Source organism: Ammonifex thiophilus, from assembly GCF_003368535.1.
Classification (GTDB): Bacteria; Bacillota; Desulfotomaculia; order Desulfotomaculales; family Ammonificaceae; genus Ammonifex; species Ammonifex thiophilus.
Map to the genome: position 1 here is coordinate 1 of NZ_QSLN01000030.1, position 11,996 is coordinate 11,996.

Consider the following 11,996-nt stretch of genomic DNA (forward strand, 5'->3'; position numbering starts at 1 on the left):
TTCATGGACTTCACCAGACGGTGGATGCCGAACTGCGGGTCCACCTCTACCAGCAGGTGTACGTGGTCCGGCATGACCTCCAGCTCGATGATTTCGGCCCCTCTCTCCCGCGCCACTTCGTGGAGGACTTCCTTGAGCCGCATGTCCACCCCGTCTTTCAGGACGGGACGACGGTACTTCGGGCACCAGACCACATGGTATTTGCAAGAATACACGACATTGTTGTTGGACTTAAATCGGCGCCTCATGAGATGATTATACCACAAGCGGCAATATAATTGTAGCCCATAAAAATTTGGCCGCCTTATCCCCAGCCCTAAAGGGCGGGGCCTGCGGCGGCCGTTTTTCGGTCACGCGCGTGACCACCCTTTCTCACTTCACCCGCCGTGCACGGCCGCCGTCGATCACCCACAGCGTGGGGCGGCCGGGAAACCTTGACGCGAGCCGCACCTCTCTGTCCAGCAGTCCCTCCAGAAAGTCTTCAATCCTGTAGGACGGGACTAGGACGAGCGTTGAAAGGGCCTTAGCCCGGTAGGGGTAGTCCTCCGGGAGGAGCTTGCCGAAGAGCCCCCTCAGCTCCTGCAAGAGCAGGACCGCTTCTTCCCTCCCGAGCTTTCCTTCTCCCACCCTGGAGGCCGCCACCGCAGCCGTGGTTATATCCCCACCGAAGACCAGCGGCAGGAAGACGGTGAGCAGTGTTTCCGCATCCGGCTCGAACTCCTCCGGCCAGACGGGCCGGTGCGCTTCTTCCACGTGGTAAGCCCCGTTCATAGAAGCAAAGCCGGGGGCTGCGATCTCTCCCCTGTCCTCTAGGACGAAGGCCAGGTCCTCAACAGCCCCGTCGGAGACCAGTGCATTTCCGATTGCCAGCCCCACGCCGAAGGCCCGGTTTCGGGAGAGCGCCCTGAAGCGCGGCAGGCCGCCAAGCAATGCTTCCTCCAGTTTCTTCGCCACCTGCCGGACGAGCTTGGCTTTCAGCTTCCCCTGAAGGTAGAAAAGGTCGCTCATCCCCCGGACCGGCAGGGTGAAGGCGGCGAAGACCACCCGGCAAGAAAACATCTCCTCCATCTGCGGCCCAGGCAGGACACCAACTTTCTCCTTGAGCTTCAAAAGCTTCTCCGGGTTTTTAGCCGCTTTTAACGCCCAGGTCAAATGGCTTTCCGGGGTGTCGGGCAAGCCGGACTTCAAAAACTCCTCCCGCAGGAAGGGCACGGTCACCACCCGCACGAACTCGCCGCCCACGTCTCCCAGGAAGAAGTGGCGTTCGAGCAGGTAGTCCTTGTAGTCCTCCACAGAGCCGCCGAAGTAGCGGGCGTAGTCCTCCGGGAAGTAGAGGAGCGCGGCCAGCAGGTCCCCTTCCCGGGCACAGCCGGGGAAGGTAAGGTTCTCGCCTTCCGTGAAGGGCGTAAGCTGCCTGGTCACGGCTATCATCTCCTCCGGGAACGTACTAGGGGGCCGGAAGGCTTCCGAAAAAGCGGAAGGCCCGGGTTTTTCCCGGGCCTGGCTTCGGTGCCTACCGCAGTTCCTTACGCTTCTTACTCAGCAGGAAGAAAAGGTCTCCTTTGTCCTGCTCCCTTAAGCCCTGCTTCGTCTTGATCAGCGTGTCGAGGTCCGCCACCACCACCGGCTCCCCTTCCAGGTCGAAGACTACGGTCCCCGCATTGTCTATTTCGACGTCGCCGATCCTGGCTATGAGGTCCACCACGACCTCATCCACGACCCGGACGACGCCGTACTTCTCCAGGTCGTCCGGTCGAAGGTCTTCCGCCGCTTTGTCGGGAAGCACTAGCAGGGCCTGCTTTAGCTTCTGAATGTTTTCGGGCGATGGATCGACCAGGAAGTCGATGTCGTGCGTCATCCGGGGCCTGCCGTGGAAGTTGACGGCCAGCCCTCCGACCAGTACGTACCGCACGCCCAGCTCCCGGAAGCGGCGGCAGATTTCCTTCAGGTCTTCTTTCGTTGGGGGCCTGCTCCTGGAGCTTCCCCCAGCAGCATCCGGTCCTCCCACTCCTTCTCCTCCTCGTAGGTGGAAAAGCGCCAGACCCCGCGCGGCACGGGAAAACCGCCGCCGCTAAGTGCCAGGGCGAGCTCTACGAAGCCGTCCCAGTACTCCGCGAAGGGGGGCGCTTCTTCCGGGTCTCTCCTGCCGATTGCCTTCACGGCTTATCTCCCCCGCCGGACGAAAGGAGCCCCAGCTCCTCCATGGTCCTGACGTCTTCTTCGTAGTGTTCGAGCGTGTAGCGGGGCCCCAAGCCCAGACTGGTGACCCTCTCCCAGAAATCCATGTAGTCCATCCCTGCAAGTTCGGCCGCTTCCGCCATCGAAAGAGACCCTTCGGCGTACAGGGCCACCGCCAGCCTCTGCCGCAGGCCGGCCTCGTTTCCTACAAGCTGCAGCACTTCGTCCGGCAGCTCAACGCTTATCCGGACCACACCGACCACCTAACGCAACAGAGTGTAGAGAAAGCCTATAATCGCCAGGACTTGCCCTACCCAGAAGACAAACATCCACTTTAACAGATCGGCCTTTGCGTTGGCAATCTCCTTAACAATTTCTGTCTTCGTCTCTGCGATGCGGCGCTCTATTCTTTCTACCGTCGATTCGTTTATGCTCTCGCGCAGGCTCCTGGCGGCCTGGTTGAGCACTTCTACCAGCTCTTTCGAGCCCTGCTCTCCCAGCCTTTCCCGTAGGGTCTCGGGAATGTAGATGAACTCGGCCATGCTCCCCACTTCTCCTCGCCCCTGCCTTCTCAGCACCATTGTATCACGCAGGCTCCGGGGACCGGGAGATTTCTGCCCTTTCCCGGCCCCCGTAAAGCCCGCAGAACCTACACCTGCCGCTTCTCCTTTGCCGGGTACCGAGGCCGGTAAGGCATCACTACGAAAACCTGGTCGCCATCGATCCCACCCGCCGCAAGCACCATCTCGCGCAGGTAGGTTTCGCACCTGATGCCGTACCACTGCCCGTCGAACAGGTCGGTGGCGCTCTTCAGGGCCAGAACGCCCCTCTTCCGGAGAAGGTAGCCGTCGGATACGGAAAGAGCAGGGAATTCTTCTGCTCCTACCCGGACTGTCTTCCTTTCCACCGGAGGGGTGTCGTCCCGGTACCCTTCCGGCACGGAGAAGGCTTGGTATTCCTGCTCCCCGATCCGGACGACTTTTCTTTTCTCCAGGGGAACAACGACTTTCTTCCTCACGCCATTAACCAGCTCCCAGAGCATGTCCACGTACCTCAGCCCTGTTTCCGAGCCGAACGCCACCCCTTCCCGGACGGCCCCTTGCCGACCAAGCCATGCAAGGCTTTTGCTACACCCCTGGAGCTCCTGAAGCGGAGTCTTTAGGACCCAGATGGACGTGGAGACCAGTGCGAAGCCGTTCTTGCAGGACACCACCAGGCCCTGCCTGCCGTGCTCCTCCAGTGCCTTCAGCAGCACGTCGTCTTTCAGCACCCTACGCCACCTCCGGCAGGGGATCGCACAACATCCAGGTCCACCCGCAGCGGATGACCGCCACCTGCCCCGGGACGGTGGGCACGCCGAAGTACTCCGTCACCCGGGGGAAATACCGGAGTGGGAGCAACACCTTCTTCTCTTCCCAGTTGATCGAGTACGCGTTTATCCCGATGCTGTCCAGCAGTGTGGCGGGGTCGAGTTCCGCCACCCTCCCGCACTCCTCCAGAACCCTCAGGTTCATGCCTACTCCCTCCTTCTAAGCTGCTGTCAAGTACTGTCAGTGCCTACCAGACCGGCACGTAAGCCAGACCGCGCGGACGGTGCAGGAGCTTCGCTTTCGAGTACGACACCTCGAAGTTGCCGTCCCCCGCCGTCCGCAGGGTCATGGCCCGTGCCTTGAGGCTCCGCACGCACCCAAACACCACCTTCCCCGCCCTCACGGCCCGCACCACGTCCCAGTGACGGAAACCGTTCCTTTCCTCACAGGTCTTCGTGGGGTTGTCCTCCCACCTGCGCCTGCGAAGTGGGTAAATAAGATGCTCCGGCCCGAAGATTTTAAGCAGTCTTTCCGGCGGGAAGAGGCTTAAAGCGTCGTTTGCGTGCGACTTTGCCAGGCCAAGACCTTCCCGCCACTTTTCCGTCTGCCAGCCTTCGCACGCTCTGACCTCGCCGAAGCAGGAGAGCAGGGCCAGAAGGTACGCCTTGCCCAGTACCGCATGCGCTCTCCAGGCGAAGGTCTTTCCTTTCCTACTCGAGACGACTTCCCCGGAGTGCAGCTTCCGGTGGCATTCCGCGCAGAGCAAGACTTGGTTTTCCGGCGTGTCCGTGCCGCCCTTCGCCCTCGGCACCAGGTGGTGCCGCTGGAGCTTTTCCGTGGAACCGCACAGGACGCAGGCGCCGTCGCGGTTCAGCACCTTTTCCCGTGTATCCCGGCCCGGCAGAGCAGGATTTTTTACGCCCACCGAGACCAGTTCCACATCTACACCGGAGATTGGCGCTATCTTCGCCAGGTCTGCCAGGACGCGGTAGATTGCCTCTTTCTTCTGCCGAATGCTCGGAAAGGGAACTACCTGCTTCCTGTTTTGGTTCCGACACTCCCGGTGCCGCACGACACGGTACCGCCGGTTCCTCCGGTACTCGCGCCGCAGGGTGAGCAGGCGCACCACGTCCCCGCGCTGGACCAGGACGCCGCGGAAGACCACCTCGCCGGTGAACTCGTTGACCAGCGCAATGCCCACCCATTTTGAGCCGTCATCGACCTTGGCCCGCAAAGAGCCCACCGGATTCTCCACTGCCTGTTTCAGCTTGATGGCAAAAGGAGAACCGCGTAGGACCTCCGCCTTCCCGGACTTTAAAAGCTTCCTCGCCCTGGCCGGGTGGCACGGCAAAAGCGGCTTCCCTTCCGCATCCACCACGAAGACCTTCGGATAGCCGACAGATGTCGGGGCCATTTAAGGCCACTCTCCTTTTCGGGTGATTCTGCTCCTCGACAATGTACCGGGATGTCTTTTAGCCTACAAGGTGTTCACCGACTACCCACATGGGGCCAGGTTCCGTCCCCGCAGGCCGGCAGTGTCCGGAGCTGGAGCAACACCCCGGAGTGCCCACCCTCAAAGGCAGCCCCGGTACGTAGGGGGACTCCTCACTTCCCCTGTTGCCAGGGGCTCAGCTTACGGCCAGAGGCACGCCCCCTCAGTCTCAGAGCCTCAAGCCAAAGCTACCAAACTGTCAATAGTTGTTAGGAGTTGGTAGCTTTAGTGAAGCTCCTTTTTCCCGTTTCTTCCTCTAGAACGATAGCTTCCGCACGCTTAATGACCCGGGAAGCCAGCTTTCTCGGCAGCCGGACGCCGGCCTCCCGCAAAACCTTTCTCCCGACGGCAAACCGGGGACCCGGATCGATAAAGCGGCAAACCACTTCGCGGAAACCCCGATGCCGCAGGAGTACTCCCAGCGCGCGCCTCTCCTCCCTCCTCCGCTCTTTTTCCGCTTCCAGTGCCGCATAAAGGCGCTGAAGGACAACTCGTGTTTCTTCCGGCAGGACTTCAGAAACCGTCAGCACCGGAAATCCCTCCCTTTTCCCGGGCTGGTACCCGGGCAAAATTTTTGTCTCCAGGAAAAGAAAAAGGCCGGGGAAATCCCCCGACCCGCCTGTTCCGGACAGAGCCTATTCTGCCTTGTCTTGATCCTGAGCCAGCACAATTATCTCCTTCCCCAGCACCCGCAGGGTGTCGATGTGCGAGCAGATCCGCGTGCCGTTAACGTCGAAACTGTCCGGCCGGCAGCCCTGCCCTTCCTCCAGGCAGGAGAGCACGAAACGCGAGTGGGCGTCAAACACCTTCAGCAGCGTCCTGAGCACGTGTTCTCTGGCTTCCACAACCTCTACCCCCCTCTGTGGACGGTTGAAGTGGCGGGGGAGGCAGGACTTGAACCCCGCACAAGCCGGGATCTGGAGTCCCGCGCTCTGCCGTTGAGCTACTCCCCCTCAATGAAAAAAGGCCGGAACTCCCGGCCCTTCTTTTCATTCCCAGCTCAGCTTTTCCACCGCCCTCTCCAGGTCTTCCATCCCCGGCCTGGTGTACCGGGCGGTGGTGTTCAAATTGCTGTGCCCCGCGAGACACGCCACCCTGTCCAGGCTCTCCCCGGCGTCGACCAGCCACTTGCAGAAGGTGTGCCTGAGCCTGTGGGGAGTCACCTCCACCCCGGCCAGGCGGGAGAGCCTGGCAAAGAGCTTTTCCACGGCGAAGCGGGTGAGGTGCTTCCCGTCCTTCCCCGGGAAAAGCCACCCGCCTTCTTGAGGAGGGAGCTCCGCCAGGTACTCCTTGAGAACGCGCCTCGCCGTGGCGTTCAAAGGCACCTCCCTGAACTTCCCGCCCTTGCCCCTCACGCGCACGGAGCCCGATCTTTCCCGGATCACCACGTCCTCAAGCCTCAAAGAGACCGCTTCCGAAACTCTCAGGCCCGCGTGCAGCAGGAGCGCGACCAGGGCCCGGTCCCGCGGGGTCCCGTGCTTCTGGACCGCCCGCAGGAACCTGCCGAGCTCCCTCCTGCCGAGCCACCTGGGGGCGAGCCTGTCCTCCGGGACCTGCCTCACCCCCTCGGTGGGGTCGGAAGAGACGAAGCCCGCTTCCTTCGCCCAGGAGAAGAAGGACGAGAGGGCGTTTAAAGCGTTGTTGACCGTGGCGGGCTTCCTGCCTTTCTCCCGGAGGCAGCGCCCGTAGGAGGACACGTCGAACGGCGTGACTTCTGCCATATCCGGATCGCCTAGCCACTCAAAGAAGCGCTTGACGTGCCCCAGGTAGACCTCCGCCGTGCCGGGAGAGAGCCCCCGGGAAAGGCAGCTCTGCTTGAAAGCTTTGAGTGCTTCTTCAAGTTGCATCTCATCCCTCCCGGAAGGGCCGGAACATTTTGTGGAACGAAAAGCAGGTCTTAAGAGACCTTTTCAAGCGGCTTTTGTGGCCTGGGAAAGGCCTTTCTGTCCACAAAAGTTGCGTTTTGTGTATAAGTCCCGTGCCCGCAAAAGGGAAAGCCGCCGGGCAGACGACCCGGCGGCAACCGTCTGTGGATGGCAACCGGCTACTTTTCGGCTTTTAGAGAGTGGAAGTCTCTGGTGTCCGCCCACATGCGGTCAAACTCCGCCTGGCAGGACTTCACGAAACCCGGATCCTTCACCACCACAAACATCTCGTCGTTTTTCTCGCTGGCCGCCTTCGTGTAGTTGTAGCTGCCGGTGGTGGCTACCTTGCCATCGATCACCGTCATCTTGAGGTGCATGAGACCCGGGTGGGTGTTGACCTTCACCGGCACGCCCGCCAGCAGCAGGGTGTTTACGGCGTGCTTCTGAACGTTGCCCTGCGCCTGCTCCCGGTCGGTGATGACCCTGACCTTCACCCCCCGCTTGTGGGCCTGCACCAGGGCCTTCACGATGTCGGGGTGGGTGAGGCTGTAGATCGCCACGTCGCAGGAGGACTGCGCCCGCTCTATGAGCCCGCAGAGCACAGGGGCCGGGTCCTGCCCCGCCCGGGGGAAGTAGACCTCGATACTCCCGGCGGTCGCGGCCTGGACCTGGGAAGTGGTGGCCGCCTTCTCCTGCGCGGGGAGGGCCGCGCCCGCCTTCTCGGCGGCCTTCCCGGCACAGCCGGCCAGCAGCACCAGCAGGAGAAGGATCGCGAGGAAGGAGCGCTTCAGGTTCTCGACGGTTCTCACGTCACGAATCCTCCTTGTCCAGAGTTTTCGGTTTATACATTATGCCGGATTCGCCGCAGCGATTCCTGTTCCTTCCTACCTGTGCAACCGGACCGCTTCCGACAGCCGCACCAGATCCTTCCGATCCAGCAGCTTGACCCCGCACTTAGGTGCCTGCTCCAGGGCCTGCTCTGTGAAGCCCCGGTTGGTGACCACCCAGGCTTCGGTGCAGTTATAAATCTTCTGCCCGCGCAGGACCTCGGATACGGCGGCCACGCCCACGCGCCCGGACCTGAGCTTCTTTGCCTGGACGGCGATCCTCTTGCCGTCAGGCCCCGTGAGGATGAGATCGGCACCACCGTCGCCCCCGCCCCCGACCCTGCGCACATGGTACCCGAGCCGCCGGAACAGTTCCTCCAGCCACACCTCAAACTCGTGCCCGCTCATGGCGTCTACTTCATACAGCCCGGCGCGGCGTGCCCGCAGCTCCAGAAGCCAGCCCGGAAGACTCCTGATTCCTTCTACCAGCAGGACCAGAAAAAGAAGCGGCAGCCCGATAGCAAGGAGGACGGCAAAGAACCCTTTCATCCCTTCCCAGAAGATGTCCGGCGGCACAGCAGGTCACCTGTCTGGATATCGGCACTACACCCCAAAAACTTTCGCGGCTTTGCCAAGCACTGAATAATGCCCGCGTCTCCTCTAGCCGCCTCTCTCGTCACCACATATCCAGCAGCTGGCTTAACAACAAACCTACTTTCCTAGAACGGTGCTCCAATTTCTGTGATTTTAGACCATATTTAGGAGGAAAAAGGCCGTCTTTGTCTAACAGTCTAAGACTAAAGCCCTTACTGACAGGAGGAAGTAGAAAGGTGAAAAGAAAGCTTATATGGCGAAAAGCTCCCCACACGGAAGCCAAGCACAAGATCCTGGACTATTACCTCAAGGCCTGGATTCCGAAACTCGGGACCTGGAACGAGCGGATTCTTATCATCGATGGTTTCGCCGGACCGGGTGAGTACGCTGACTGCAAGCCCGGGTCACCTGTAGTCATTCTCGACATAGTGACCAACCACGTACTGAGAAACCGGATTGGTAAAATAGGAGTGTTCCTCATCGAGGGAAACAACGACCGCGCCAATCACCTGGAGGATCTTTTGATCCGGAGGTATTCTCCTTTAAGAGCAGGCGAGTCAATCTACGAGCTAAACGAAGGCAAAACCGTCTTCGCCGTCATCAAAGGAAAATTTAGCGCTACGCTGGAAGAAATGCTAGATATAACCCAAACTCATGGTGTGTCCTTGCCTCCCTGCTTCGCCTTTATAGACCCCTTCGGTCCTTCGGGTATTCCAATGGAACTTATTTCCGGCCTTATGAAATGCACCAAAGCAGAGATCTTGATCAACTTCCCTGTCGACTCTGTCAACAGGTTTCTGGGCACACCAGCCTATGAGAATACCCTGGATGCTCTGTATGGCTGCAAAAACTGGCGAAAATTAAGGATGATGAAAGGAGTTGAGCGCCGCAGAAGACTTAGGGAACTCTACATATCGCAACTTAAGGCAAACGCCGGAGCCGAATACACCCTGCACTTTACGATGAGGAATGCTAGGAACCGGGAACTGTACTATCTTATCTTTGCGACGAAACACTGGCACGGCCTGGACATCATGAAACAGGCTATGTGGAAAATTGCACCAGACGGTAGCTTCCAGTTTTCGGACTATACCCACAGCCCGGAGCAGCCTTGGCTTTTTCCCCTAGAACCCGACTGGGAGGAACTGGCTGGCCTTATCTGGAAACACTTTCGCGGTCAAGAAGCTGTTCCTCCGGGAGAAATAGAACGGTGGACGGTTATTGAAACGATATATGCCAGCAACCATGTACGCAGGGCCTTAACCCTCTTGGAGGAGAAAGGAAAACTCTGTAAATACGAAGCTGCCTACTCCGGAAGGGGATGGATCAAGCTTGCACCCTACAAGAAGAAGGGGGCTTTCCCCAACGGCAAAGTGGTCGTAGATTTCTCCGCCGATTAGTTAGACAGTGCAATTGCAACCGCAGAAGGTCCAGCCGAGGGCTTGCCAGACTTCTTCTGTTTCCTTGCAAAGGGCCGGCCGGATACCCAACCACTCGGCAATTTGCTCGTACACACCAAGCCTAACGGACAAGGGATACCTCATCCGTCCATCGGACGCCTTGTGGAGACCTTTTCGGGGAGCACCGGGCGCGAACCGGAAAAGCCCCGGGTACTGTCTGAGGGTGCCGACGGTGATGCGCTCTGCCCCCAGCGCCCTTACTTCCCGGCACACGGAACGGTAAGAAAACAGGTCGCCCCCCCATACTATTGGATCGAGCCTGATGCGCACCCGCCACCCCCAATCCATAAGCTTGGCCGCCGCCCTCAGGCGGGCCAAAGGTGGAGGCGCAAGCCTCTCAAGACGCTCCGCTACCTCCGGCGCGTTGACGGAAAAGGAAACGATCACCTGCGGCGTCGGCTTGAGCCCTTTAAAGAAGGCCGTGTTGCAGCTCTTGGTCGTCAGCAGCAGGTACTTGCCGGGCTTCGTCCGGAAGTACTCCACCGCTGGGGCCAGCAAGGGAGGGACCACTGCCAAGCTGTCGGCCAGTTCTCCCGTGGAAAAAACGCCGTCTCCGCAGGCGTCCAGTTCCCGTTGCACTTCCTCCCAGGGGTTGGTGAAAAGCACAGGGTGCTTGTTGCCGCGAAACGTGAGTCGCAAGTAGCAGTAGGCACAGTCGTACGGGCAGCCGTTGGACAGTATGAGTTCGTAGAAGTGGGGGCACACCACTCCCGGCGGAGTCTTCGTAAAGAGCCGCACGAAAGGGCTCTTTCTTCTTCTGAAAACCAGATCCGGCAGATCGGTACCGGCCAGCTTCTTTCCGGCTTTAGATGCCAAGACAATCACTTCCCTGCTCAAGTTGTTAAGAAATTCGATATGTCTCTTTTAAAGTCCTCTCCTTCTGCCAGAACGAAGAGCCGCCGGGTGATTCTTTTTCCGGCGGCCCCTGGGACCCAACACCGCTTTATCCCGCTACTTCACCGCTTCTTTGAGCTGCTTGCCGGGCCGGAAACGCACGGCCTTGCCCGCAGGGATGGTGATCTCCTTGCCGGTCTGCGGGTTGCGGGCCTTCTTTTCCTTCGTCTCGATCACCACAAAAGCCCCGAAGCCAGGTACGGCCACCTTCTCCCCGCGGGCCAGCGCCTCCTGGACCACAGCAAAAAAGGCATCCACCGCCTTGGCTGCTTCGTTCTTCTTCAGCCCCGACTTCTCGGCTACGGCGGCCACAAGGTCGGCCTTGTTCAAAAGTGTCACCTCCTTCCCAAGACTAACTGCTTCAGCGCTTTTTGTTCCATAGTCTAACTGCCGGGTTCGCCGTTTTCTGCTAGAAATCCTCTTCTACATCTCCCTCCTGCCGCCCGGCAGCCTGGCACAGGCAGGCTGTTAGGAAGCCAAAGAAGCCGCCGACGAAGACACCTGCAAGGAACCAGGCGATGCTCAACGCACGCACCTCCCGGCCAGTGTGAAAATCGACGGGCAAGAGTGGAACCACAGCCAGGCGCAAAGGAAGAAGAGCGCCGGCACCAGCACCAGCCGCTCCACGGCGCTCCCCACCTCCACGACCGGCACCCTGAACCTGAACTTCAGGGGCCACAGCCACGGCACGCCCGCCGGGTTCAGGGTGTCCAGCAGGAGGTGGGAGAGGTAGCCCGCCAGCAGCAGGTAAAAGGCTTCGGGCACCGGGCTGCGCAGAAAGAAGCCCAGCACCGCGCTCGCAACCAGCGCCGCCGCCAGGGAGTGCATCGCGCCCCTGTGGCCGGCCGCGAGCTTCAGTCCCGCCGACACCGGCCACGCTTTTCTGCCCAGGAAGGACCGGGGGTCGTCAAGGTCGGGCAGGAGCGCCGCAACGCCCGCGACAAACGCCGACAGGGCCAGGGCCTTCGGGTCGTGGCCGGAGCTGAGAGCGATTCCCAGGGCAGCTCCTGCTAAGAAGTGGGTACGCCAGAGCACAGGTATCAGCTCCTTTCAAGCTCTCTGTCCCGCGCCCGGAAAGGCGCAGGCAGGCCCAGCCGCTTGCAAATTTCCCTTCCCCCCTTTCAGGGCAATAGTTTCCAGCCCCTCTCCTCCAGCCACCGGGCCAGCCGGGGCCTCAGTCCCACCCAGACTTTCTCCAGTTCCCGGCCCCCGTAGTAGAAGAAAAGCCACCACAGGTCTTTCACCACCCGGAAACCCCGGCAGGCGGGGAAGCAGGCCACCATCCCGGCGGCGAGGGCCGGGAGCACCCTGCCGGTCTCCGCGTACACCACCATCCCCATCACCAGCCCGCAGCCGAAGGCGCAGGTGCCCAGGGC

General features: G+C 60.5%; 20 protein-coding genes and 1 tRNA gene. 1 reads left to right on the forward strand and 20 read right to left on the reverse strand.

What is annotated here, in order from left to right; genetic code table 11:
• From tnpA to DXX99_RS10455, 15 genes are all read right to left on the reverse strand, one after another.
• The coding region (tnpA, locus tag DXX99_RS10385) for an IS200/IS605 family transposase (protein ID WP_115793429.1) at positions 1–248 on the reverse strand (248 nt) is incomplete at its 3' end.
• 124 nt (positions 249–372) lie between these two features.
• Positions 373–1,422, reverse strand: coding sequence for a hypothetical protein (locus DXX99_RS10390; protein WP_134643010.1), 1,050 nt, complete (start codon positions 1,420–1,422; stop codon positions 373–375).
• A 91-nt stretch (positions 1,423–1,513) separates the two neighbouring features.
• Positions 1,514–2,008, reverse strand: coding sequence for a nucleotidyl transferase AbiEii/AbiGii toxin family protein (locus tag DXX99_RS10395; protein WP_165847832.1), 495 nt, complete (start codon positions 2,006–2,008; stop codon positions 1,514–1,516).
• Positions 1,945–2,160, reverse strand: a complete 216-nt coding sequence (locus DXX99_RS10400; protein ID WP_115793414.1) for a hypothetical protein — start codon at positions 2,158–2,160, stop codon at positions 1,945–1,947. The genes DXX99_RS10395 and DXX99_RS10400 overlap by 64 nt, the downstream gene beginning before the upstream one ends.
• Positions 2,157–2,432, reverse strand: a complete 276-nt coding sequence (locus DXX99_RS10405) for a UPF0175 family protein (RefSeq protein WP_165847833.1) — start codon at positions 2,430–2,432, stop codon at positions 2,157–2,159. The genes DXX99_RS10400 and DXX99_RS10405 overlap by 4 nt, the downstream gene beginning before the upstream one ends.
• A 9-nt stretch (positions 2,433–2,441) precedes the next feature.
• Positions 2,442–2,759, reverse strand: coding sequence for an LA_3696 family protein (locus tag DXX99_RS10410; RefSeq protein WP_134643011.1), 318 nt, complete (start codon positions 2,757–2,759; stop codon positions 2,442–2,444).
• 68 nt (positions 2,760–2,827) lie between these two features.
• Entirely contained in the window at positions 2,828–3,448 is a 621-nt protein-coding gene (locus DXX99_RS10415; protein ID WP_115793417.1) for a hypothetical protein, read from the reverse strand.
• Position 3,449: 1 nt separating this feature from the next.
• Positions 3,450–3,692 (reverse strand): hypothetical protein, encoded by a 243-nt coding sequence (locus DXX99_RS10420; protein WP_115793418.1) that lies wholly within the window; start codon positions 3,690–3,692, stop codon positions 3,450–3,452.
• A 43-nt stretch (positions 3,693–3,735) separates the two neighbouring features.
• Positions 3,736–4,902, reverse strand: coding sequence for an RNA-guided endonuclease IscB (gene iscB / locus DXX99_RS10425; protein WP_115793419.1), 1,167 nt, complete (start codon positions 4,900–4,902; stop codon positions 3,736–3,738).
• A 287-nt stretch (positions 4,903–5,189) separates the two neighbouring features.
• Positions 5,190–5,510: a hypothetical protein gene (locus DXX99_RS10430; protein WP_134643012.1), complete on the reverse strand. Its 321-nt coding sequence runs from the start codon at positions 5,508–5,510 to the stop codon at positions 5,190–5,192.
• A 105-nt stretch (positions 5,511–5,615) separates the two neighbouring features.
• Positions 5,616–5,825: a hypothetical protein gene (locus tag DXX99_RS10435; protein ID WP_115793421.1), complete on the reverse strand. Its 210-nt coding sequence runs from the start codon at positions 5,823–5,825 to the stop codon at positions 5,616–5,618.
• 31 nt (positions 5,826–5,856) lie between these two features.
• Positions 5,857–5,933: transfer RNA gene (locus tag DXX99_RS10440), tRNA-Trp, on the reverse strand.
• Between the two features lie 36 nt (positions 5,934–5,969).
• Positions 5,970–6,827, reverse strand: a complete 858-nt coding sequence (locus DXX99_RS10445; protein WP_115793422.1) for a tyrosine-type recombinase/integrase — start codon at positions 6,825–6,827, stop codon at positions 5,970–5,972.
• A 197-nt stretch (positions 6,828–7,024) separates the two neighbouring features.
• Positions 7,025–7,654 carry a phospholipase D family nuclease gene (locus DXX99_RS10450; RefSeq protein ID WP_205664707.1) on the reverse strand — a complete coding sequence of 210 codons (630 nt, stop codon included), beginning with the start codon at positions 7,652–7,654 and terminating at the stop codon, positions 7,025–7,027.
• A gap of 75 nt (positions 7,655–7,729) precedes the next feature.
• A complete protein-coding gene (locus DXX99_RS10455; protein WP_115793423.1) occupies positions 7,730–8,248 on the reverse strand; it encodes a restriction endonuclease in 519 nt (172 codons plus the stop codon).
• Between the two features lie 254 nt (positions 8,249–8,502).
• On the opposite strand from DXX99_RS10455, the gene DXX99_RS10460 reads away from it, so the two are divergent.
• Positions 8,503–9,666, forward strand: a complete 1,164-nt coding sequence (locus DXX99_RS10460) for a three-Cys-motif partner protein TcmP (RefSeq protein WP_165847834.1) — start codon at positions 8,503–8,505, stop codon at positions 9,664–9,666.
• Here DXX99_RS10460 and DXX99_RS10465 read toward each other — a convergent pair whose 3' ends face one another.
• From DXX99_RS10465 to DXX99_RS11585, 5 genes are all read right to left on the reverse strand, one after another.
• Complete coding sequence (locus DXX99_RS10465; protein ID WP_115793425.1) at positions 9,667–10,542, reverse strand: radical SAM family protein; 876 nt, start codon at positions 10,540–10,542, stop codon at positions 9,667–9,669.
• Between the two features lie 135 nt (positions 10,543–10,677).
• Positions 10,678–10,950: an HU family DNA-binding protein gene (locus DXX99_RS10470; protein WP_115793426.1), complete on the reverse strand. Its 273-nt coding sequence runs from the start codon at positions 10,948–10,950 to the stop codon at positions 10,678–10,680.
• Between the two features lie 79 nt (positions 10,951–11,029).
• The gene (locus tag DXX99_RS10475) at positions 11,030–11,146 is read right to left on the reverse strand and encodes a DUF3789 domain-containing protein (protein ID WP_115793427.1); all 117 of its coding nucleotides are present in this window, start codon (positions 11,144–11,146) and stop codon (positions 11,030–11,032) included.
• Complete coding sequence (locus DXX99_RS10480) at positions 11,143–11,655, reverse strand: metal-dependent hydrolase (RefSeq protein WP_115793428.1); 513 nt, start codon at positions 11,653–11,655, stop codon at positions 11,143–11,145. The genes DXX99_RS10475 and DXX99_RS10480 overlap by 4 nt, the downstream gene beginning before the upstream one ends.
• Before the next feature lie 86 nt (positions 11,656–11,741).
• Positions 11,742–11,996, reverse strand: a 255-nt coding sequence (locus DXX99_RS11585; RefSeq protein ID WP_165847835.1) for a hypothetical protein, incomplete at its 5' end; no start/stop codon positions are given.